The 20,493-nt window shown below is 61.0% G+C and carries 22 protein-coding genes and 1 pseudogene; 11 read left to right on the top strand and 12 right to left on the bottom strand.

All coding sequences use genetic code 11. From position 1 onward, the window contains the following. The first annotated feature begins 369 nt into the window (after positions 1-369). The gene (locus tag NMA58_RS14245) at positions 370-1,920 is read left to right on the top strand and encodes a hypothetical protein (protein WP_434710748.1); all 1,551 of its coding nucleotides are present in this window, start codon (positions 370-372) and stop codon (positions 1,918-1,920) included. Between the two features lie 203 nt (positions 1,921-2,123). Here NMA58_RS14245 and NMA58_RS14240 read toward each other — a convergent pair. The 7 genes and pseudogenes from NMA58_RS14240 to lgt all read right to left on the bottom strand — a co-directional run bounded on the left by NMA58_RS14240 (position 2,124) and on the right by lgt (position 9,165). Beyond that, a pseudogene (locus NMA58_RS14240) lies at positions 2,124-3,066 on the bottom strand (IS630 family transposase). 110 nt (positions 3,067-3,176) lie between these two features. Next, positions 3,177-4,109 carry a ribose-phosphate pyrophosphokinase gene (locus NMA58_RS14235; RefSeq protein ID WP_011426263.1) on the bottom strand — a complete coding sequence of 311 codons (933 nt, stop codon included), beginning with the start codon at positions 4,107-4,109 and terminating at the stop codon, positions 3,177-3,179. A 105-nt stretch (positions 4,110-4,214) separates the two neighbouring features. Beyond that, the gene (locus NMA58_RS14230) at positions 4,215-5,036 is read right to left on the bottom strand and encodes a hypothetical protein (protein ID WP_434710746.1); all 822 of its coding nucleotides are present in this window, start codon (positions 5,034-5,036) and stop codon (positions 4,215-4,217) included. A gap of 102 nt (positions 5,037-5,138) precedes the next feature. Next, a complete protein-coding gene (locus NMA58_RS14225) occupies positions 5,139-6,290 on the bottom strand; it encodes a M24 family metallopeptidase (protein WP_434710744.1) in 1,152 nt (383 codons plus the stop codon). Positions 6,291-6,295: 5 nt separating this feature from the next. Next, positions 6,296-7,090, bottom strand: coding sequence for a peptidoglycan editing factor PgeF (pgeF, locus tag NMA58_RS14220; RefSeq protein ID WP_434710742.1), 795 nt, complete (start codon positions 7,088-7,090; stop codon positions 6,296-6,298). A 107-nt stretch (positions 7,091-7,197) separates the two neighbouring features. After that, a complete protein-coding gene (locus NMA58_RS14215; RefSeq protein ID WP_434710740.1) occupies positions 7,198-8,298 on the bottom strand; it encodes a class I SAM-dependent methyltransferase in 1,101 nt (366 codons plus the stop codon). Between the two features lie 18 nt (positions 8,299-8,316). Beyond that, on the bottom strand, positions 8,317-9,165 hold the full coding sequence (gene lgt, locus NMA58_RS14210) for a prolipoprotein diacylglyceryl transferase (RefSeq protein WP_434710738.1): 849 nt from the start codon (positions 9,163-9,165) through the stop codon (positions 8,317-8,319). A 204-nt stretch (positions 9,166-9,369) separates the two neighbouring features. Between lgt and NMA58_RS14205 the strand changes: the two genes are divergently transcribed. The 4 genes from NMA58_RS14205 to NMA58_RS14190 all read left to right on the top strand — a co-directional run bounded on the left by NMA58_RS14205 (position 9,370) and on the right by NMA58_RS14190 (position 11,700). Next, the gene (locus NMA58_RS14205) at positions 9,370-9,630 is read left to right on the top strand and encodes an accessory factor UbiK family protein (protein WP_009997186.1); all 261 of its coding nucleotides are present in this window, start codon (positions 9,370-9,372) and stop codon (positions 9,628-9,630) included. Between the two features lie 387 nt (positions 9,631-10,017). Further along, positions 10,018-10,518 carry a YbjN domain-containing protein gene (locus NMA58_RS14200; protein WP_004680153.1) on the top strand — a complete coding sequence of 167 codons (501 nt, stop codon included), beginning with the start codon at positions 10,018-10,020 and terminating at the stop codon, positions 10,516-10,518. A gap of 1 nt (position 10,519) precedes the next feature. Further along, positions 10,520-11,347 carry a pyrroline-5-carboxylate reductase gene (gene proC, locus NMA58_RS14195; protein ID WP_430960334.1) on the top strand — a complete coding sequence of 276 codons (828 nt, stop codon included), beginning with the start codon at positions 10,520-10,522 and terminating at the stop codon, positions 11,345-11,347. Between the two features lie 11 nt (positions 11,348-11,358). After that, complete coding sequence (locus NMA58_RS14190; protein ID WP_434710734.1) at positions 11,359-11,700, top strand: tRNA-binding protein; 342 nt, start codon at positions 11,359-11,361, stop codon at positions 11,698-11,700. A 51-nt stretch (positions 11,701-11,751) separates the two neighbouring features. Here NMA58_RS14190 and NMA58_RS14185 read toward each other — a convergent pair whose 3' ends face one another. Then, positions 11,752-12,405, bottom strand: a complete 654-nt coding sequence (locus tag NMA58_RS14185) for an MBL fold metallo-hydrolase (RefSeq protein WP_434710732.1) — start codon at positions 12,403-12,405, stop codon at positions 11,752-11,754. Positions 12,406-12,692: 287 nt separating this feature from the next. Here NMA58_RS14185 and NMA58_RS14180 point away from each other — a divergent pair, with 287 nt between their 5' ends. From NMA58_RS14180 to NMA58_RS14165, 4 genes are all read left to right on the top strand, one after another. After that, the gene (locus NMA58_RS14180) at positions 12,693-13,310 is read left to right on the top strand and encodes a DUF1236 domain-containing protein (RefSeq protein WP_011426253.1); all 618 of its coding nucleotides are present in this window, start codon (positions 12,693-12,695) and stop codon (positions 13,308-13,310) included. A 343-nt stretch (positions 13,311-13,653) separates the two neighbouring features. Beyond that, the gene (locus NMA58_RS14175) at positions 13,654-14,145 is read left to right on the top strand and encodes a MarR family winged helix-turn-helix transcriptional regulator (RefSeq protein ID WP_434710730.1); all 492 of its coding nucleotides are present in this window, start codon (positions 13,654-13,656) and stop codon (positions 14,143-14,145) included. Beyond that, complete coding sequence (locus NMA58_RS14170; protein WP_011426251.1) at positions 14,146-14,847, top strand: response regulator; 702 nt, start codon at positions 14,146-14,148, stop codon at positions 14,845-14,847. Between the two features lie 75 nt (positions 14,848-14,922). Further along, complete coding sequence (locus tag NMA58_RS14165; protein WP_097596934.1) at positions 14,923-16,299, top strand: ATP-binding protein; 1,377 nt, start codon at positions 14,923-14,925, stop codon at positions 16,297-16,299. Here NMA58_RS14165 and NMA58_RS14160 read toward each other — a convergent pair. Continuing rightward, positions 16,296-16,718 carry a winged helix-turn-helix transcriptional regulator gene (locus tag NMA58_RS14160; protein WP_097596933.1) on the bottom strand — a complete coding sequence of 141 codons (423 nt, stop codon included), beginning with the start codon at positions 16,716-16,718 and terminating at the stop codon, positions 16,296-16,298. The genes NMA58_RS14165 and NMA58_RS14160 overlap by 4 nt on opposite strands. A 71-nt stretch (positions 16,719-16,789) precedes the next feature. Here NMA58_RS14160 and NMA58_RS14155 point away from each other — a divergent pair, with 71 nt between their 5' ends. Continuing rightward, a complete protein-coding gene (locus tag NMA58_RS14155; RefSeq protein ID WP_434710727.1) occupies positions 16,790-17,662 on the top strand; it encodes an oxidoreductase in 873 nt (290 codons plus the stop codon). A gap of 59 nt (positions 17,663-17,721) precedes the next feature. On the opposite strand, the gene NMA58_RS14150 is transcribed toward NMA58_RS14155, so the two are convergent. The 3 genes from NMA58_RS14150 to NMA58_RS14140 all read right to left on the bottom strand — a co-directional run bounded on the left by NMA58_RS14150 (position 17,722) and on the right by NMA58_RS14140 (position 19,921). Continuing rightward, entirely contained in the window at positions 17,722-18,183 is a 462-nt protein-coding gene (locus NMA58_RS14150) for a BA14K family protein (RefSeq protein ID WP_434710725.1), read from the bottom strand. 147 nt (positions 18,184-18,330) lie between these two features. Next, the gene (locus NMA58_RS14145; protein WP_003561293.1) at positions 18,331-18,546 is read right to left on the bottom strand and encodes a cold-shock protein; all 216 of its coding nucleotides are present in this window, start codon (positions 18,544-18,546) and stop codon (positions 18,331-18,333) included. 484 nt (positions 18,547-19,030) lie between these two features. Beyond that, positions 19,031-19,921 (bottom strand): DMT family transporter, encoded by an 891-nt coding sequence (locus NMA58_RS14140; RefSeq protein WP_434710717.1) that lies wholly within the window; start codon positions 19,919-19,921, stop codon positions 19,031-19,033. Positions 19,922-20,020: 99 nt separating this feature from the next. Between NMA58_RS14140 and NMA58_RS14135 the strand changes: the two genes are divergently transcribed. After that, positions 20,021-20,491: a DUF3052 domain-containing protein gene (locus NMA58_RS14135; RefSeq protein ID WP_434710715.1), complete on the top strand. Its 471-nt coding sequence runs from the start codon at positions 20,021-20,023 to the stop codon at positions 20,489-20,491. Positions 20,492-20,493 lie beyond the last annotated feature (2 nt).

The raw sequence follows: 20,493 nt of genomic DNA, 5'->3' as shown, positions 1-20,493 counted from the left end.
GCGGCAGGCAAAAGCCCAGTTCCGTCGAACCGGAGGCGGGTTTTCCCATCCTCATCCGCGTTGCCTCCAAGGGTGTCTACGCGGACCGGTGGCCTATAGTATAAGTCGCCCGGAAACGCAAGTTGCCGATTGCGCCGGTTTTTTGGCGATGGAGGGGCTTTCGCCGGGGCACTTCATCATCGGAGAGAGCGAACTCGCCCAGATTGCATCCGCACCCATCCCAATGCGAGAACCCTGTTGAAATCACTCGCGATCTGCACCTGGTCAAAGGCAAAATTGCCAGTGCTTATCGCCACTTGGCTTGACATTACCGCGCTTCGCATCTTTGGATGGCCGCAATCAAAAAGTGGCTGAGGAGAAAACCAGACCATGCGTCTCAAACTTGTCACGGCAACGAGTATGCTTGCCCTTTGCCTTTTCACCGGGGCCGAGGGCGCGGAGATCAACCAGGAGGGCGCCAACGCGGTCAAGGAGACCCTGACGAAGCTGCTTCCGCAGGATTTGGCAAAAAGCGGCTTCATCACCGTCAATCCGGCCGGCGCACGCTATGAGGTCATCTACGATCTGGCGAAGCTGCTTACCAAGGCGGATCCGGCGACGTTTACGATCACAGGGTTGACACCGTTTTCGATGTTCGCCACGCCGCTCGACAGTGGCCTCTGGAACATCGAAGGCGACAACAGGCTCAACGTCTCGGGCCATTTCAAGGGTCCAGACCAGAAGCCGACGGATTTCACCTATTCTATCGCGTCACTTGTTTATTCCGGCGTCTTCGACCCGGCGATCAGCTATCTGCGCTCCGGCACCTTCGCGGCCAAAGACATCAAGGTGGCCAGCAAGACCGAAACGGAGGAGGTCCATGCCAGCATCGCCAGCATGGATCAGAAGCTGAGTTCGACCGACAGCGCAGGCGGCCACGGACGGATCGATTTCGCCGGCAGCGGCTCGATGTCCGATTTCGTCGAGCAGGTTTCCGGCCTGCAAATGCCGCCCATCGAACTTCGTGCCGGCTCGATCAATGTCGAGGCCAAGGTGAACGGCCTGCCGGCCAAGCAGATTCGTGAGATGGTCTTCTTCGTGCTCGACCATCTCGATGAGAAGGAATTGAGCCCGGAAAACAGCGACAAGATAAAGGGAATAGTGAAGGAAGCCTTCCCGCTTCTGACCTTGTTCAGCGAGACGATCGGGGTCAACGACCTGACCGTCAGCAGCGAGATGGGCAAGGGCGGCGCCAAGGCATTCGGCTACAACCTCGCCATCGACGGGCCGAGTGACGCCATGCGTTTCGGCTTCGGCATGAATGCGCAGGAGATCAGCCTCGACACGCCGCTGATGCCGGCAAACTATTCGGCCTTCATGCCGAGCAACTTCGATTTCCAGCTCGCGCTTCCGAATCTGGATTTCGCAAGCTTCGGCGGCGCCCTCATGGCGATGGATTTCAAAGATTCGGCGTCCGAGAAGACCGGCGAGGAGATGGCGAAGAAGCTCTTCCGCGATGGCCGGCTTGCCGTCGAGTTTCCGAAGATCAGTGCCAAATCGCAGGTCTATGACGTCGATATAACCGGCAGGATCGAAGGTCGCGTCGATAGCGAGAAGGACTATTCGATGGAGGCGACGATCCTTGCCCGCGATCTCGACAAGACGATCGCGGCGGTTCAGGAGCTTGCCAAGACGGACCCCGACCTCAACCAGGTCTCCTTCGGCATCATGATGGTGAAGGGCTTTGCTAAGACCGATCCGGATGGCCGTTCGCGCTGGGACGTGAGCATCAGCCGCGACGGTTCCGTGGCGGTCAATGGCCAGCAGATCAAGGGACCGGATGGTCCGGATCAGGACCAGGATCACGGGCTGGAGTCGGACGAGCAGCAGGAACCGGATCAAGGTCAGGACGTAGTCCCTACGCGGCCGCAGCAGCCTTGAACGTTCTCGATTTGAATTGAACAAGAAAGAGGCCGGCTTGTGCCGGCCTTCAGGCTGCTGACACACCACTGCAAAAGCCGTGACGCCATCCTCGGCCTTGTACCGAGGATCTGCGCCGGCCGATTAAATATCTGAAAATAATGCTTTCCTGCCAAGGAATTGCAGAAGTCAGATGCTCGGCACAAGGCTAGAGCCTGCTGCTTTCATACGGAAGCATATCCTGAGTTTGTGAGGTAGTTTGCGCATTCTGCTGGCGAGAAGCAGTCGAGCATTTCACCAGCCTTGCGCCATGTCGCTTCGACTGTGCGAGGCTGTTCTCTCCTAATTAGGTGCTTGAGCTTGGCAAAGACTTGCTCGATGGGATTGAGGTCCGGGCTGTAAGGCGGCAGGAAGAAGAGGTGCGCGCCTGCGGCCCGGATGGCACGACGGACAGCTTGGCCCTTATGGCTGCCGAGATTGTCGAGGATGACGATGTCGCCCTTGGCGAGCGTGGGCACGAGGATCCTCTGGATATAGAGGGTAAAGAGTTCGCCGTTGATCGGCCCATCGATGACCCAAGGGGCGTCGATGCGGTCGCAGCGCAAGGCGGCAATGAATGTCAGGGTTTTCCAGTGCCCATGCGGAACCGCGGCACATAGGCGTTGACCACGCGGTGCCCACCCCCTGAGGGGCGCCATGTTGGTCTTGATCCAGGTCTCATCGAGAAAGACCAGCCGCTGCGCTTCGATCCGCCGTTGATGGGTCTTCCAACGCAACCGTTTCCTGGCGATATCCATCCGCGTCTGCTCGGCCGGCAGAACCGTTTTTTTTGAAACTCAGGCCCTCGGCCCGGACGAACACCCAAACGGCGCGTCGCTCGGTCTTGATGCCGCGTTCGGCCAGTTCCGCCACAAGGCCTCGCGTCGTGAACGGGCCGGATCGACAGCGCTGGCGCAGCCAGTCGGCCCGTTCGCCGGACAAAGTCCGCTACTTGCGACCGCCGACGCGGCCGGGCGTCAGAGCGCCGGTCTCCGCAAGGCGCTTCTTCCACTTCGAAACACAGGAGGGAGCAATCGCAAGTGCTGCTGCGATCGATCGTATCGTTTCTCCGGTGTTCAGGCGCGCCATCGCCCGTTCGCGAAGATCCTCAGAATATGGGTGCGTCATCCTTGCCGGCCGTCCTTTTCCGGTAGGACAGAGAATCATATTTCAGCTGATTTGCGAATCTGCGATTCTGAAAAATCGAAGCGTGCTCTAGGCATGACGGAGGAGGCTTTTTAATCGAAGAGGCTGGAGACGGACTCTTCCTGGCTCGTGCGGCTGATGGCTTCGCCGATCAGCGGGGCCGTCGTCACGACGCGGATATTGTGGGCTGAAAGCACCGCCGTTGTCGGCTGGATCGAATCGGTGATGACGAGCTCACGCAGCTTCGAGGAGGTGACGCGGGTGACCGCGCCGCCCGAGAGAACGCCGTGGGTGATATAGGCGGTGACGCTGGAGGCACCCTGGGCGAGCAGTGCGTCGGCCGCATTGCAGAGGGTGCCGCCGGAATCGACGATGTCGTCGATCAGCAGGCAGTCCTTGCCGGTGACGTCGCCGATGATGTTCATGACTTCGGATTCACCTGGCCGATCGCGACGCTTGTCGACGATGGCCAGAAGACAGTCCAGCCGTTTGGCGAGCGCGCGGGCGCGCACCACGCCGCCGACGTCGGGCGAGACGACCATGACATTGCTGAGGTCATAATGGCTCTTGATGTCGCGCGTCAGCACGGGCAGGGCGAAGAGGTTGTCTGTGGGTATATCGAAGAAGCCTTGGATCTGACCGGCATGGAGATCGAGCGTCATGACGCGATCGGCGCCGGCTTCGGTAATCAGGTTGGCAACCAGCTTGGCGGAGATCGGCGTGCGGCCGGATGCGCGGCGGTCCTGACGGGCATAGCCGAAATAGGGAAGAACGGCGGTGATGCGGCGTGCCGACGAACGACGCATCGCGTCGATCATGATCAGCAGCTCCATCAGGTGGTCGTTGGCGGGAAAGGCGGTGGGCTGCACGAGGAAAACGTCCTCGCCGCGCACGTTTTCCTGGATTTCCACGAAGATTTCCTGGTCGGCAAACCTTCGGACACTGGCTCTTCCCAAAGGAACATTGAGATAGTTGCAGATCGCTTCGGCGAGTTGCCGGTTCGAATTGCCTGCGAAAACCTTCATTTTGGTCCGCCTGTTATGCGCTGATAGCCGCGCTTTTTAGTCAGCTTCCCAGTGAATGCAAGGGCAAAGGCGCCACAGACTTTCATATTTGCAAAAAGTTTGTGACTAACCGCCCTGAGTTTGCCGCCAGGAGGTGAATTCCGCGATGGTTTTCGAGCCGATCTGCTGCATCACCGAAGCCGGGACACCCGTCCAAGGGTCGGCGGCGGCCGTCGGTACGCTTTCCTGCCCCTGGATGCGGTGCAGGCGGGCGCCGCCACCGTCGAGAATGTCCCAGACGTAGACGACGGTGACCTTGCCGTCGTCACTGAAGGCAGAGAGATAACCTTTGAGGATGTAATCGCTGCTCGTGTCGTTCGAGCTCTTGATTGAAAGGCCGTGGGCGCGCGCCTCGGCGCCGAGCTGGCGCGAGAGCGGAGTCACGGCTTGCACCGGCGCCCCGATGATCGGCAGGAAGCGCACGGTATTGCCGCGCGCGGATGATGTCCCGGGGGTGAGGGCAGCGGTCTGCTGCGGTTGCTGCGCGTCAAGCCGCTGGCCGGGCTGTGTTGGCGATCCGGCGCCGGCGATAGCCGGCGGCAGCGCCTGTCCCTTGATTGGAGCGGAGGCGGCGGGCGAGGAGCCGTTCCTCGACAGCGCGTCTGCCTGCTCCTGCATCGTCGTCGGGGGCGCGCCGCTGCCGGGTCGATAGGTTCTTTGCGATTGATCATAGACCGGATGATAGCCACTCGGCTGTGTGCTCCCGGCAAAAACCGGCTGGCGGGTGCCGGCCAGACGTTCTGCCTCGCCCTGCGTCACCGGACTTGACGGCGGAGTTCCGGAGGATTCGCCAATTCCGACTTGCGGCGTCAGCGCGTCGGTGGTGTTGCAGGCGGTCAGCAGAGCCATGACGAACAGGAGCGTGGGCACAGTCGCAGCTCGCGTCATCCCGTGATCCGTCCTTCCCACAATCGTATCAGCCCGCCCGGATTTATGCGGGCGGGGATGGTCCTCTGTCAATTCCGGATTCTCACCGGTCAGTCCCGGTCTTCAAAGGCCGATGAAATCGAGCGAATGACGGGAAAGTGTGCGCGGCGCATCCGCCGTCGTCAGGTAGGTCTGTCCGAGCGTCATTGCCGTGCCGGTATCGGAATCGGCAATGATCATGTGCACGAAGAGCGACATGTTCGGCTCGATCGGCTGCGGATTGCCGACATGGAACATCTGGTGCTCCATCCAGGAGGGCGAGAAGCGGGCGCCGAGCGAATAACCGCAAGCATTCAGCCGGTGTCGGGCAAGGCCACGCTCGTCCATGATCCTGGCATGGATGTCGAAGACGTCGCCGAAGGTGTGGCCGGGCTTCAGCACGGTCTCGATCGCCTCAATGGTTTCGCGGCAGGCATTGTAGAGCTCTCGATGGCGTTGCATCGGCTCGCCGATGACGAGCGTGCGCATCATGGCGGCATGATAATGCGCATAGGTGCCGGCCCATTCCAGCGTCAGCTGGTCGTTGGCGTCGAGCTTGCGGCGGCCGGCCTTGTAGCGGCAGAGCAGGGCGTCGGCAGCGGAGCCGATGATGAACTCGTTGGCGGGATAATCGCCGCCGCCGGAAAAGACCGCACCCTGCATGGCGGCGAGGATATCGGCCTCGTCGGCGCCCGGTTTCGTTAGCCGAATTGCGGCGTCGAGCGCGTCGTCCGCGAGAGCGGCAGCGCGCTCGACATAGGCGACCTCCGTCGGGCTCTTGACGAGACGAAGACGGCTGACGAGATAGGAGGCGTCGACGATCTGGCCGAAAGTGGTCAACTGCGCGTCGAGCAGGCGGGCGATGCGGCCGGTCATGCCGTGCGTATCATATTCCACCCCGATGCGGGCGCCGAGCAGATCCATCTCGACCAGGAGGTTCTTCAGGTCGAGCGTCGGATCGGCATTGACCCTGTCGACCCAGATGTGGATGTCTTCGAGGATCGAGGTGTGTTTGGCCTGGCGGAGATCGGCCGAGCGGGTGATCAGCGCCATCGTGCCGTCGCTCTTGACGACCAGCGTCTGGAAAAAGCAGTAGCCGAAGGTGTCATAGCCGGTCAGCCAATACATGCTTTCCTGGGCGAAGAGCAGCAGGGCATCGAGCTTTTCTTCCTTCATCTTCTCGGTGAGGCGTGCCAGCCGGCTTGCGAACTCGGCCTTTTCGAAATGCAGTGCCATTCTGCTCAAGTCTCCCTGATTGATATCGCTGAAATCTGGCGGCCGTAGTCCGGCTCGTTGCGATGTGTCGTCCTGCGATAGGAAAAGAAGCGCTCGCTATCCGGATAGGTGCAGAGCCCGAGGTTTTCGGCCTGGACACCAGCCCGCGTCAGCCTGTCGATCGTCAGCGCCGGTAGATCGAACATGGCGCGGCCCGGCGTTGCGGACGGCTTGAAAAAGCGTTCGTAGTCCGGATTTTCGGCGACGAAGCGATCGACGAATTCCGGCCCGACCTCGTAACTCGCCTGACTGATCGAGGGGCCGAGGCAGGCCAGTATGCTGGCGCGATCGGCCCCCAGGGCTTCCATGGCCGCAATGGTGTTTTCGAGAACACCGGTCAGCGCGCCCTTCCAGCCGGCATGGGCGGCGCCGATGACGCGATTTTCGGGGTCGGCAAAGAGGACCGGACCGCAATCGGCGGCCAGCACGCCAAGGGCAATGCCGGGAACTGCCGTCACCATCGCGTCCGCGTCGGGGCGGGCGCCGTCGTAATCGGCGCCAATCGTCACGACGTCGGGCGAATGCACCTGATGAACAGTTGCCAGCCGCTCGAGCGGCAGGTCGAACCAGGCGGCGACGCGGCGGCGGTTTTCCATGACGTTCCCGCGCTCGTCGTCGGAGCCGAGGCCGACATTGAGACCGCGATAGATCCCTTCGGAAACACCGCCGGCCCGGGTGAAATAACCGTGGCGGATGGTGCCGCCCGTCGCTTCGTTCAGCAGCGGGCTTTGGATCGGTGCGGGAGAGGCCGCGTCCTGCATCTGTAATTCCGGGTTTTCGAGGGGTTTGTTTTGTCCCGAGCGCATCGCGTCTGCGGCGCGCTTCAAGTTCCTGTTTCGCGGATGTTGGCTCAGCCGCGTGCGCCCTGTCAATCCACCGGGCGAAAGGGCATGAGATCGACGGCAGGATGGGAGACCGCCATCACCTTGAAGAGTTCACCCATCCGGCCCTCACCGGCGCCGGCAAGCCTGTCGACCGCCGATTGAATGACCTGCTGGGTCTGCGGCTCGCGGTCACGCCCGAGGGCTGCGGCGCGTTCGAGAATGCCGAGGCCGGTCAGAAAGTCACCCTGGTGCAGGGCGCCGTTCAGGTGGAGGCCGGCCGTCAGTGCCGTCTCGGCGAGCTGCTGGAAATCGACATGGCTCGTCAGGTCAGCTTCGCCGGGATGGGCGAGCGGCGGGTCGAATTCATGCATGCGAACCGCCTGCAGCGTATCGCCGAAGCCGGTGACGAGATGGCCGTAGTCGACGACCAGCGCCGTGCCGCCGAAGGCGCGCAGCCGCTCGCAAATCGCCATCATCACGGCCTGGCGGGCGGGTGAGATCTCAAATAGCGTGCCGAGCGGCAGGTTCTGCACCGGTTCCGGCAGTAGGGCAGGATCGAGGCCCGCGACACCTGCGGCAAAGGTCAGTTCGCCATCGGCGTCAAGCCCGATCATGCGCTCGCGGAAACCCGTTTGCGTGCGGACGAACTGCCGGATCGGGATCGCGTCGAACAATTCGTTGGCGGCAATCAGCGTGAAGCCGGGCGGGACCTCATCGAAGCCACCGTGCCACGCGATCCTTTCGCCATAAGCTTCGAGTGTCTGGCTCTGGACGTCGCGCAGGCGCTCGCTGGTTTCGACGAGATGCACGCTCATCGTGTCAAAGAGCGGCGGGGCGATGCGGGCGATGACACGCAGCATATCCGCCATCATCGTGCCGCGGCCAGGCCCGATCTCGACAAGGCGCACATCTGCCGGCGTGCCGTGGCGCTGCCAGGCATGGACGACGAAGACGCCGATCATCTCGCCGAAGATCTGGCTGACTTCGGGCGCGGTGACAAAATCGCCGGACCGGCCGAAGGGTTCTCGGGTGCGGTAATAGCCGTGCTCGGGATCGGCGAGGCAGAGCGAGAAATAGTCGGTGACGCTGATCGGGCCGTTGGCCTGGATGATCGCCTTGATCTTTTCGCCTAGAGCGGTGGTCATGTCGCGCGTCCTGCCGGTTTAGAGCTGCGGCGCGGCCTGGCGGCGGGCCCGCAGGATCGCCCAGAGGCCGAGCAGGATCATCGGGGAGGAGAGGACCATACCCATGGTCAGCCAGTTCGTGCCGAGGAGGTAACCGAGCTGGGCGTCCGGCTCTCGGAAGAACTCGACGAAGATGCGCGACAGTGCATAACCGCAGACGAAGACGCCCGTGATGAAGCCAGGGCTTTTCAGCACACGCATGCCGTAGACGAGGGCGGCAAGCACCAGGAGCAGAACAATGCCCTCAAGGCCGGCCTCGTAGAGCTGGCTCGGATGGCGGGCGAAGGGGCCGCCGGTCGGGAAAACAACGGCCCAGGGGACGTCGGTGAGCCGGCCCCAGAGCTCACCGTTGATGAAATTGGCGATGCGGCCAAAGAACAGGCCGAAGGGAACGACGGCGGCGACGATATCGAACAGGCTCCAGATCGGAATGGCATTGCGGCGAGCAAAGATGATCATGGCAATCGTCGTGCCAGTCAGGCCGCCGTGGAAGGACATGCCGCCGTTCCAGATTTCGACTGCGCGGATGGGATCGCGCAGGACAGCGGAGAGGTCATAGAAGAAGATATAGCCGAGACGGCCACCGAGCACGACGCCGAGGGCGGCCCAGACGATGAAATCGTCGAGCTGCGTCTTCGTCATCGGCGATCTATTGCCGGGCCAGAGGCTGTCGTTGGCGGCGAGGCGGCGCGCATAGGCCCAGCCAAGCAGGATGCCGGCGACGTATGCCAGGCCGTACCAGTGAATCGCCAACGGACCGATCGAAAAAGCGATCGGATCGATGTCCGGGAAAGGCATGATCGCAAGGAGATTGGCTGCTGTCGGCAAGGTTTTCCCATCCGTTGAGGTCGGCGGAACATGCCGCCGCGATCCCGGACGGTCAAGTGCATTGTTCGTGATCGCGCCTCGGCTGCCCGCTTCAGGATAAGGCTATCCCGCGCAAAGCGCTTGCATCGCGGGTGGCGAAGCCCTACCTCAATCTTCGAGGCCCCGAAGGGCTGAATTCACCTTATGCGAAGGGAGAAAAACGCCATGACGACCGGAACGAACCGCATCATGGACGAGTTCGCCAAGCTGATGACCGATGCGGCAGGGGCCGCGCAGGGCGTCCGCAAGGAGATCGAGACGGCTTTCAACGCCCAGGCCGAGCGTTGGCTGAACAGCATGGACGTCGTCAAGCGCGAGGAATTCGAGGCCGTGCGAGAGATGGCGATCAAGGCGCGCGATGAAAACGAGGCGCTTGCCGCCCGTATCGCGGCGTTGGAGGCGAAGCTCGCCGGCGAGGGCCACTAAATCCAGCTAGGTGCAGATGCGGCGTTGCCTTCATGCCACACGCCGCATCTGTCACAAAAAATTCCAGGTGAGTTTTCCACCTGTGGACACTGCCAAAAAAGCCAATACGCAGAGTCGCTTATTCTCCCTTCTGAATTGAGTTTCGAAGTGCTTTCCACAGCAGGCCTGCCCTATTTTCCCTTCTGGGGGCTGGCAGGTGGCAAGGGTCATTATACACTGATTTTAAATGATGATTCGAAGCGACTTGGTAAGCTCCGGGCAGGTTATCTGCGTTAAGTCTGGCAGCGGTTCAACGATCATCCGATGGTGGTTTCCGGTATTGCGTGTGTCTTTCTTGTGTTCGTATCCCAAGCTAAGCCGCATTCGTTCCGGTCAAGAAGGTGCTGCATGAACCTGATGGAATTGGAAGTCGAGCGTCAGTCGAACCCGGTCGATATGATCGAGTACGTGGCCTCCAACAACGACTGGTCGTTCGAGCGGTCCGGCGAGGACGAGATCGCGATGACGGTCGAGGGACGCTGGGCGGACTATCATGTTTCCTTTTCCTGGATGGAGGAATTCGAGGCGCTGCATCTTGGCTGCGCTTTCGATATCAAAGTCCCCGACATCAGGGTCAACGAGGTGGTCAAACTGCTCTCGGCGATCAACGGGCAGGTCCTGATGGGTCATTTCGATCTCTGGCGTCAGGAAGATGTCGTCATCTTCAGGCAGTCGCTGCTGCTTGCAGGGGGCGCGGAGCCGACCAATCGCCAGGTAGAGGTGCTGCTTTCCAGTGCGCTCGACACATGCGAAGCCTATTTCCAGGCATTCCAGTTCGTTGTCTGGTCCGGCATGGACGCGGCGAAGGCGATGGAAGCCGTGCTGTTCGAAACGGTAGGCGAGGCATAAGATGCCGGCGAAGGCGTTCTCCCCGGCAAGTCCCGTCGTACTGATCGGCGCCGGAAACATGGGCGGAGCCATGCTCTCCGGCTGGCTGAAGAGCGGCGTTCCGGGCTCCGCCGTCATTGTTGTGGATCCAGGCCCTTCATCGGCGATGCTGGCGACGATCAAGGAAGCCGGCGCGACGCATCTGACCGCGATCCCTACGGAATTGAAGGCGAGCGTTTTGTTTCTCGCAGTCAAGCCGCAGGTGATGGAGACGGTGTTGCCTGATGTGAAGAGCGCCGTCGGGCCGGCGACGGTCGTCGTCTCGGTGGCAGCCGGCAAGACGCTCGGTTTTCTTGAAAAACATCTCGGCAAAGCTGCCATGGTGCGAGCCATGCCGAACACGCCGGCTATGGTCGGCCGCGGTGTGACCGGGGCCTTTGCCAATTCAGGAGTCAGCGATCCGCAACGCAAACGCGTCCATGCCCTTCTCAGCGTCTCCGGCCCGGTCGAATGGGTGCCTGCGGAGGCCGATATCGATGCCGTGACGGCGCTTTCCGGCAGCGGCCCGGCTTATGTATTCTATCTCGTCGAATGTATGGCGGAGGCAGGCCGAAAGCTCGGCCTGCAGGCGGACCTCGCCATGCGTCTTGCGCGGGAAACGGTCGCGGGGGCTGGTGAACTCTTGCACCAGTCCCCCGACGATGCTTCGCGGCTGCGGCAGAATGTGACGTCTCCCGGCGGCACGACGGCGGCGGCGCTCGCCGTGCTGATGGCGGAGAACGGCATGCAGCCCCTATTCGATAAGGCGCTTGCGGCAGCGCGCAAGCGGGCCGAGGAACTGGCCGGCTGACGGAGATGCACATGGCGGAAGAGATCAGCTACGCCGATTTCGAGCGTGTCGACATCCGTGTTGGTACGATCATCGAAGCCAGCCCTTTTCCGGAGGCGCGCAAGCCGGCTTTCAAGCTGATCATCGATTTTGGCCCTCAGATCGGTATCAAGAAATCCTCGGCACAGATCACCGTGCATTATACGCCGGAAACTCTGATCGGCCGGCAGGTGTTCGGCGTCGTCAATTTCCCGCCCCGGCAGATCGGTCCGTTCCGTTCGGAAGTGCTGACGCTGGGATTCGAGGACGAGAATGGCGCGATCGTGCTTGCGGCGGTCGAACAGCCGGTGCCGAACGGCAGGAAGATGATGTGAGCATGGGCTCACATCATTTTGCCGGGTGCCTCAGGTGTCTGCATCGGATGCTCAACGAGGCTTGATTTCCTGCAGATACGGATTCCTTCGCCGTTCGTCACCGATGCGGCTGCCGGGCCCATGGCCGCAGATAAAGCCGACGTCGTCGCCAAGCGGCAGGACCTTGTCGCGGATCGAATCCAACAGCTGCTGATGATTGCCGCCCGGCAGGTCGGTGCGGCCGATCGAGCCGTTGAAGAGCACGTCGCCGAGATGGGCGAAATTCTGTGCGCGGTTGAAATAGATCACGTGGCCAGGGGCATGGCCGGGCGTGTGATAGACCTCGAATTCGTGGGCGCCGAAGGAGACCTGGTCGCCGTTCTTCAGCCAGCGATCCGGCAGCACATTGCGCAATCCTGATATGCCGTACGTCGCGGCCTGGGTCTCGATGCGCTGCAGCAGCGGCAGGTCATCCTGATGCGGGCCGACTATGTCGACGCCGAGGGCTTCCTTCAACTCCCCGGCGCCGCCGGCATGGTCGAGATGACCGTGCGTCAGCCAGATTTCCTTGATGGTCAGGCCGCTTTTCTCAATCGCCTGAAGGATAAGCGGCACGTCGCCGCCCGGATCGACGACGACGCCTTCCTGGGTATCGGGATCGAAGAAGACCGTGCAGTTCTGCTGAAAGGGTGTCACCGGAATGATGCCGGCCTGGAGCATGCCCATAAGTGCCTCGCTTGGGTGTCTCGGGTGCTCAGGGTATAGTCCGAAACGGCGGCGAGGACAGCCCAAATCTTCTGCTTTGACGCGTGTTTCACGGCAGCAAGACCGACTGCAACACAAGTTTATAGGTCTCTTCCGCCGTTCGACGCGTCGACGAAATCAAATTTTATTCTAACTTTCAATCGCTTGGGAGGGCGTATCTGTAGGGGGCGTTTTGCCCCGGCGGGGCGCGTCGGAACATCGTGGAACGCAGCGCGTTGTCCGGCCATCGAAACCAAGGAGACGCTCACATGACCTTGAAGAGAAACATCCTGTTGGCTGGAGCCGTGCTCCTGGCGAGCGGCGGTCTGGCGCAGGCGGAGATGGTGGCGACCACGGTCAACGATCTCAACGTCCGCGCAGGTCCAGGCCCGCAATATCCGGCAGTCGGCCTTGCCACCCGCGGTTCGACCGCGGTGCTCGACGGCTGCATCGAAGGCAGCCGCTGGTGCCGTGTCGACGTCAACGGCATGCGCGGCTGGGTTTATGCGGATTATCTGCAGATGGACTACGGCGGCAACCAGGTTATCGTCGAGCAGCATCGCGCCGAGATCGGCGTTCCCGTGGTGACCTACGAGTCGACTGCCAGCGTTGTCCCGGCCGACCCGCAACCGGCGCCGGGCGATGAATTGATCGGGCCGGTTGGAGCCGTCGAAACGATCACTCCGCCGGAGACGGTGCGGACCTATATCGAGACCAATCCGACCGAGACGGTGCGGCTTGGCGGCGATGTGGTCGTCGGCGCGGAAGTGCCTGCCGACGTGACTTTCCAGACCATTCCGGATTACGAATATCGCTACACAAGGATCAACGACCGGCCCGTCCTCGTCGATCCAGGTACGCGCCGGATTGTCTACGTCTATCAATAAGATCATCGGCAACTATGAAAGGAGGCGGTCGGCAGGCCGCCTCGTTCGCGCAATCCTCGTCCCGCCTTTGAAGCCATTCGAAACCTCCGCCGGGGCTTCACTCGCCATGCCTGTTGATTGTTGTCCCCATTACGTTTTATCCAAGACGTCGGGGGAATTGCTTATTGCGTCGGAAGTTCCGGGCGGACCTTGGTTACCAAAGAAATATCAGGGAAATTGCGAAATAAGCTCGGGCTCCCACGAAGTTCGGTGAAGCTGGCAGCCGCGTAAATTTACGTCAATAATGCTGACCTATGTATGCGGAAGTTTCCCGCAACGCGCGCAACGAGAAAGGAAATGTGGAGTGTCACGACAGACCGGTCCCAAAGCAGGCAAGCCGGAGCCGTTGGCCACGCCGATGGAGGATACAGGTGGTATCGATTTCGAGATCATCGAACTATTCTTCTTCGCCTATCGCGACTTCGTTTCCGATCCCGACGCCATCCTCGAAAAGAGCGGCTTCGGACGGGCGCACCACCGCGTCGTGCATTTCGTCAACCGCAATCCCGGCATGACGGTTGCTGATCTTCTCGACACACTGAAGATCACCAAGCAGAGTCTTGCAAGGGTGCTGAAACAGCTGATCGATTCGGGCTATATTCGCCAGGTGGCCGGTCCTGAGGATCGGCGGCAGCGCAAGCTTTATCCGACGAAATCGGGGCGCGAGCTGGCGCTTGCCCTTGCAGAGCCGCAATCGCGCCGCATTGAGCGGGCATTCGAAGGAGCCTCTGCACAGGTGAGGGAGGGCGTGAAGGCCTTCCTTGGAGGCATGCGGGATAGAAAGAAGGCGGAGTGAATGGCGGTCAAGACAGGTATTTCCGACGATGCGGCGCATCTGCTGGTGGTCGACGATGACTCCCGTATCCGCGCGCTGCTCAATCGCTATCTCGCAGAGAACGGCTTTCGCGTCACTGTCGCGGCCGACGGCGCCGAGGCGCAGCGCAAACTTGCCGGTCTCGATTTCGATCTCATCATCATGGATGTGATGATGCCGGGCGAATCCGGCATCGACGTCACCCGCGGGCTTCGCGCCATCAAGAACGTGCCGATTATCATGCTGACGGCGCTGGCGGAATCGGGCAATCGCATCGAAGGCCTTGAGGCCGGCGCCGACGATTATCTCTCCAAACCCTTCGATCCGCGCGAGCTGGTTCTGCGCATCAACAATATCCTGCGCCGCAACGCCAACGGTGAGGGGCTGAAGATCGAACAGGTCATGTTTGGGCCCTACACTTTCTCCCTGACCCGCAAAGAGCTGAAGAAAGCCAGCGAGGTGATCCGGCTTACCGATCGCGAACAGGAAATCATGCTGCTCTTTGCGCGCCGCGCCGGTGACACCATCCCCCGTCACGAACTGATCGGCAATGACACAGAGGTCGGCGAGCGGACGATCGACGTGCAGATCAACCGGCTCAGGCGCAAGATCGAGGAGGATCCGGCCAATCCCGTCTGGCTGCAGACGGTGCGCGGCATCGGATACAGGCTGAGCATCGACTAGATTTGAGAAGTGGAGCATGATGCGGAGGACGGTTCACACTTTCCCGTATCGCGCTCTGAACGGCCGGGACCGACGATGGTGACAATGGACAGTTTGCGGCGGGAAGACCGCGCTCCGGCGGCGGGTTGGCGCTGGATCGTCCGCTGGCTGCGGCGCCGATTGCCCACCGGGCTCTACGCGCGCTCGCTGCTGATCATCATCATCCCGATGGTGCTGCTGCAATCCGTCGTCGCCGCCGTCTTCATGGAGCGTCACTGGCAAATGGTGACCGAGCGCCTGTCGCTCGCCGTCACCCGCGACATCGCCGCCATCATCGAGATCGTCGAGACCTATCCGCAGAATTCCGACTATAGCGAGATCATCCGCATCGCGCGCGATCAGCTTAACCTGCAGATTTCAATTGAGCCGGACGGCGATCTGCCGCCGCCGCGCGTCAAGCCCTTCTTCTCGATCCTTGACGGCATCCTCAGCGATGAGATCACCGACGAGATTCACCGGCCTTTCTGGATCGACACGGTTGGCAACTCGAACCTCGTCGAAATCCGGATCAAGCTCGAGAACAAGATCCTGCGGGTGCTGGCCAAACGCAGTCAGACCTATGCCTCCAACACCCACATCTTCATCGTCTGGATGGTCGGCACGTCGCTGGTGCTGATCGGCATTTCGATTCTCTTCCTGCGCGGGCAGATCCGGCCGATCCTGATGCTGGCGCGGGCTGCCGAAAGCTTCGGCAAAGGGCAGAAGCCCGACAATTTCTATCCGCGAGGCGCCGACGAGGTCAGGCGCGCCGGCCTTGCCTTCATTCTGATGCGTGAACGCATCGAGCGGCAGATCGAGCAGCGTACGGCGATGCTTTCCGGCGTCAGCCATGATTTGCGCACCATTCTCACCCGCTTCAAGCTGCAACTGGCGCTCGCCGGCGACAATCCCGACCTGCATGGCCTGAACGACGACGTCAATGATATGCAGACGATGCTGGAGGCCTACATGGCCTTCGCCCGCGGCGAGGTCGAAGAGGATGTCGGCGAGCTGAAGCTCAGCGAGATCTTCGCCAAGCTGGAATCCGATTTCGTCCTGCATCGTAAGCAGTTCAGCTATACGATCGAAGGCGACGACGACATTTCCGTCAGGCCGAATGCGTTCACGCGTCTCGTCACCAACCTTGCCTCGAACGCGCGCCGTTATGCCAATAGGCTCGACATCGAGGCCAAGCACAATGCCAAATGGCTGACTGTTATCTTCGACGATGACGGGCCGGGCATTCCGGAAAAGAATCGCGAGGACGTGTTCAAGCCGTTCTTCCGGCTGGACGCAGCGCGCAACCTGGATGCATCCGGCACCGGCCTCGGTCTTGCGATTGCCCGCGATATTGCCCGCAGCCATGGCGGCAACGTCACGCTGGGCGACAGCCCGCTCGGGGGCTTACGGGCAACGATCCGTATTCCGGCCTAATTGTCCGTTGCCGTCAGCTTCACGGCCTTGCGCGAATCGAACTCATCCAGGCGCTCCACGATCCAACGCCAGAGAGTGACGACCTGCATGAGGAGGTCGCGGCCAAGCGGCGTCAATTCATATTCAACGCGCGGTGGAATCTCGGGATAGAGGGTGCGAATAATGAGGCCGTCGCTTTCGAGGGTGCGCAGCGTCTGCGTCAGCACTTTCTGGCTGATGCCCTCGATCCGCTCCATGAGGCGCGAGAAGCGTAAGGGTGCGCCGGCATCCGATAGTGCGTGCAGGATGCGCAGTGGCCATTTCGCCGCCGCCCGTTCTATCAAGGCGCGCGCCCGTGCATCCTGCTCGTCAGTCATGTTGCAGCAGAAATCGAATATGTCGCCGGCCACTTCAGTTACCTCGAGGTGTGTATAGATCATTCTGGTACCTTCTTTCGATCGGGAACAATAGGACCTACATGCTCGGGGAACCAATCAAGGAGAGGTTTCCGATGTCGAAGGTGTGGTTGATTACAGGCAGTTCGCGTGGTCTCGGCCGGGCGCTGGCGGAGGCGGTTCTGGCCGCCGGCGACAATCTGGTGGCGACGGCGCGCGATCCTGCCCGGCTTGCGGATCTTTCCGAACAATATGGCAATCAGGTGCTGACGCTGGCGCTCGACGTGACCGACGAGGAAGCGGCAACTGCCGCGGTGGAAGCTGGCGTGAAGCGGTTCGGCCGTATCGACGTGCTTGTCAACAATGCCGGCTACGGCAATGTCAGTCCGATCGAGGATACCAGCCTCGCCGATTTCCGAGCCCAGGTCGAGACCAACCTCTTCGGTACTGTTATCATGACCAAGGCGGTGATCGCCCTGATGCGCGAACAGGGTGCGGGCCATATCATCCAGTTCTCATCCGTCGGCGGCCGTATCGGACCGGCCGGACGTGGCGCCTATTCGGCAGCCAAATTTGCAGTCGAGGGCTTTTCGGAGGTGTTGTCTAAGGAAGTCGCGCCATTCGGCATCAAGGTGACAGTGGTCGAACCCGGCGGTTTCAGAACTGATTTCGCCGGTGCTTCGACGGTGCTGGCCGAAGGGCGCGCGGACTATGCGGAAACGGTCGGCGCCACGGTGCGCTTCCAGCGTGAATATGACGGCCGTCAACCTGGCGATCCTGCCAAAGCGGCCGCCGTCGTCATTCACATTGCCGGTCTCGACCAACCGCCGCTCCGGTTGCTCCTCGGCAGCGATGCTGTGCGCAATGTCGAGAAGGCGGATGCGGCACGCATCGAGGCCGATCGGGCATGGCGCGCGGTCAGCGTCTCGACCGATTTCGAGCCGGATGCCGAGTTGCGGGCGATGCCCTGGGAGAAGAAGGCGGGCTGAACGAGGCAAAAACAAAAGCGCCGCTGGAGAGCGGCGCTTCGCGATGACGTGTTGGCAGATCAGCCGGCGGTGCAGAAGTGACTGCGGCCATCATTGCCGATATAGGTGCCGCTGCGGGGATCGAAGGAGCGGTAGCGGTAGGAGCAATAACGCTCCCATTGCGGTGACCAGGGCTCCACCGACGCGCGCGCAGGCGCATAATATCTAGGCTGTTCAACATATTGCGGCTGCTCGACATAGAGGCGGCGCGGAGCGCGATAGACCGGAGCCGGCTCGTAATATTCTGGCTCGTACGGCGGGTCGATGTAGCGGGGTTCGTCATAAACAGGGCCATTATTGGCGTTGGCGATAGCCGAGCCGACAATCAAACCGGTGGCGAGACCGACAGCGCCACCGACGAGGGCATCGTTGTTGTGATGATGGCGCCAGTGGTGGTCACCGGCCGAGGCCTCGCCGATGACGGAGAAAGAAAGCGCGGCAGCCGTTGCCGTCAGCAGAAGAGTTTTGGCGAGCCTGTTCATAAGCATCAAGTCCTAATCTCGGAAACCGAACGCCGGTTCCTTCTCGATGGTGTCAGTCCTAAAGATTCCTGGCTGAACGAAGGCTGAACGACAAAACCCGGCATTGCTGCCGGGCTTCAACTCGAATTCGACAGCCTTGTTAAGGGCTCAGCCGGCAATCTGCAGATTGACGGCCTTGGGGCCCTTGCCGCGGCGATCCGGCTCCGTGTCGAAGCTTACCTTCTGGTTTTCCGTCAAACCGGCCAGCCCAGAGGCCTGTACGGCAGAAATGTGAACGAAGATATCGGCGCCGCCCCGGTCCGGCTTGATGAAGCCGAAGCCCTTGTCGGTATTAAAGAATTTTACAGTGCCAGTCTCGGCCATGCGTCAGGTCCTTTTCTCTCTGCCCGCCATCCACACGGGCAGCATCATAGCATTGCCTCCTTGCGGGAGGCGTTGGCAGGCAAGTCTTGAAATTTGAGAAAAAGGTCCCCTCTACCTCGGCCTGCTCCAAGCAGGACTTTCGCCTGCTTTGTTTGGAACCGGCTGACCGGAATATTAGCGTTCCCGGCGCGCAAATACTTAAGGACTTCCCATGCTCGCAAAATGCCCGAACGCGCTGAGAGTGCTGCGTTTAAGGGATTTTGGCAAGCAAAAGTTTTTTAACGTGTCCTTCCGGGCACACTGCTGCCCGCGTCTGGTTTGCGCAAAACGCAAAATTTCCGTCGTGAATGGGAGATGATTAACGATTTATATCGCCCGCAATGTAATTTTCGGGCAGATTTTGCCAAAAATACAACGTAAACGGGCTAGCGAGTTCCCTAAAAATTTTTTTGAATTCGGCGTCCACCCATATTTGGACGCATGTTCAGGCGGCTGACAGGCGGCGGCGAGCAAAGCCGGGCACGATCTCGACTACAAGCATAGCGATAAACATTAGCGCGCAACCTGTATATCCGGTGGCCGGCATCGACTCACCGAGAATCAGGGCTGCGAGCGATGCGCCGAAGAGCGCTTCGGACGAAAGGAAGATCGCCGCCTGCGACGGAGTCGTGTAGCGCTGGGCAATCACCTGCAGCACGAAGGCCAAGCCGGACGAGAAGATGCCGACATAAAGGATCTCAGGTCCTGCGGCCAAAATCGCCGAAAGGCTGATCGGTTCGACCGCTGCGGCAACGGCCAACGCGCAGGCCGTGGTGACGGCAAATTGCGTGGCGGCCAGCGCGAGCGGCCTTCCGCTCTCGGAGACGGTCATGCCGGCAAGGGTGATCTGGATCGCCCAGAAGGCGGCGCAGGCCACGGTCAGGAGATCGCCTGAGGTGAGCGCCGAGAGATGACCGCCGGACAGGAGATAGATGCCGGCGAGCGCCATCAGCGCGCCCGGCCAGATGATCCAATGCGGGGCACGGCGCAGGAAGAACACGGCAATGAGCGGCACGAAGACGACATAGAGGCCGGTGATAAAGCTGGAATTCGTCACCGTCGTCGTCTGCAGGCCGACCTGCTGGGTGGCGGCGCCGCTGAAAAGGGCAAGGCCGGTGAGGATATAGAGCTTGGCATGGCGCGCGCTGGTTTTCACCTCTGCCTTGCGCACTTCCAGAAGAACAAAAGGCAAGACGGCCAATGTGGCGACGGCAAAACGTAAGGCGATGAACCAGAAGGGGCCGATCGCCTTCATCGCCGTCGACTGCGCGACGAAGCCGCCGCCCCAGATGGCGGCTGCAAGCAACAGGAGGAGGTTCGCCTGAATGCGCGTCATGTCGTCCTCGATGAGGAAGGGAGATCTGTTCGAGCGGTTAGCAGTTGCCTTTCCTCTAGGCAAGGGCGAAGACTTGGCGCTGATGGCGGAGGTGGAGGGATGCAACGCGAAAAACAGACGCCGGCGAGCGGTATGGCGGTATCCGGAATGGCAGGCTATTCCGGTACGCCGCTGGCCAGGAAGCTCGGGCTTGCGCATGGGCAGGCTGCCGCTCTTCTCGGTGTTCCCGAAACGATCGATGACATCAATGGTTTCGGCGGTTTTGCGTCGGTTATCCGCCTGCTTCCCGAGACTCTTTTGCGGGCGCTCGATTATGTCCATCTATTTGTGACTGACCGCGTAGTGTTGGATGCGGCGGCACCGACGCTGTTCCGGGTCCTGAAGCCCAACGGCATGATCTGGATCTCCTGGCCGAAGAAGAGCTCACGCGTGCCCACCGATATCACCGAGGATGTGCTGCGGGAGATCCTGCTGCCAACGGGCCTGGTCGATGTCAAGGTCTGCGCAGTCGACGAGATCTGGTCCGGGCTGAAATTCGTCATTCGCAAGGAATTGCGCGGCGCGCTGTGACC

Source organism: Rhizobium sp. YTUHZ045 (assembly GCF_051124255.1).
Classification (GTDB): Bacteria; Pseudomonadota; Alphaproteobacteria; order Rhizobiales; family Rhizobiaceae; genus Rhizobium.
This window is presented reverse-complemented; position numbering and strand designations above follow the sequence as displayed.

Bases quoted from the DNA above. Each gene is read 5' to 3' on its own strand.
- NMA58_RS14160 (WP_097596933.1), bottom strand. From the start codon at position 16,718: ATGATCTATACACACCTCGAGGTAACTGAAGTGGCCGGCGACATATTC.
- NMA58_RS14235 (WP_011426263.1), bottom strand. From the start codon at position 4,109: ATGAAGGTTTTCGCAGGCAATTCGAACCGGCAACTCGCCGAAGCGATC.
- NMA58_RS14200 (WP_004680153.1), top strand. From the start codon at position 10,018: ATGAACCTGATGGAATTGGAAGTCGAGCGTCAGTCGAACCCGGTCGAT.
- NMA58_RS14165 (WP_097596934.1), top strand. From the start codon at position 14,923: ATGGTGACAATGGACAGTTTGCGGCGGGAAGACCGCGCTCCGGCGGCG.
- NMA58_RS14245 (WP_434710748.1), top strand. From the start codon at position 370: ATGCGTCTCAAACTTGTCACGGCAACGAGTATGCTTGCCCTTTGCCTT.
- NMA58_RS14140 (WP_434710717.1), bottom strand. From the start codon at position 19,921: ATGACGCGCATTCAGGCGAACCTCCTCCTGTTGCTTGCAGCCGCCATC.
- NMA58_RS14185 (WP_434710732.1), bottom strand. From the start codon at position 12,405: ATGGGCATGCTCCAGGCCGGCATCATTCCGGTGACACCCTTTCAGCAG.
- NMA58_RS14170 (WP_011426251.1), top strand. From the start codon at position 14,146: ATGGCGGTCAAGACAGGTATTTCCGACGATGCGGCGCATCTGCTGGTG.
- proC (WP_430960334.1), top strand. From the start codon at position 10,520: ATGCCGGCGAAGGCGTTCTCCCCGGCAAGTCCCGTCGTACTGATCGGC.
- NMA58_RS14145 (WP_003561293.1), bottom strand. From the start codon at position 18,546: ATGGCCGAGACTGGCACTGTAAAATTCTTTAATACCGACAAGGGCTTC.
- pgeF (WP_434710742.1), bottom strand. From the start codon at position 7,090: ATGCAGGACGCGGCCTCTCCCGCACCGATCCAAAGCCCGCTGCTGAAC.
- NMA58_RS14180 (WP_011426253.1), top strand. From the start codon at position 12,693: ATGACCTTGAAGAGAAACATCCTGTTGGCTGGAGCCGTGCTCCTGGCG.
- NMA58_RS14135 (WP_434710715.1), top strand. From the start codon at position 20,021: ATGCAACGCGAAAAACAGACGCCGGCGAGCGGTATGGCGGTATCCGGA.
- NMA58_RS14215 (WP_434710740.1), bottom strand. From the start codon at position 8,298: ATGACCACCGCTCTAGGCGAAAAGATCAAGGCGATCATCCAGGCCAAC.
- NMA58_RS14205 (WP_009997186.1), top strand. From the start codon at position 9,370: ATGACGACCGGAACGAACCGCATCATGGACGAGTTCGCCAAGCTGATG.
- NMA58_RS14225 (WP_434710744.1), bottom strand. From the start codon at position 6,290: ATGGCACTGCATTTCGAAAAGGCCGAGTTCGCAAGCCGGCTGGCACGC.
- NMA58_RS14230 (WP_434710746.1), bottom strand. From the start codon at position 5,036: ATGACGCGAGCTGCGACTGTGCCCACGCTCCTGTTCGTCATGGCTCTG.
- NMA58_RS14190 (WP_434710734.1), top strand. From the start codon at position 11,359: ATGGCGGAAGAGATCAGCTACGCCGATTTCGAGCGTGTCGACATCCGT.
- NMA58_RS14155 (WP_434710727.1), top strand. From the start codon at position 16,790: ATGTCGAAGGTGTGGTTGATTACAGGCAGTTCGCGTGGTCTCGGCCGG.
- NMA58_RS14150 (WP_434710725.1), bottom strand. From the start codon at position 18,183: ATGAACAGGCTCGCCAAAACTCTTCTGCTGACGGCAACGGCTGCCGCG.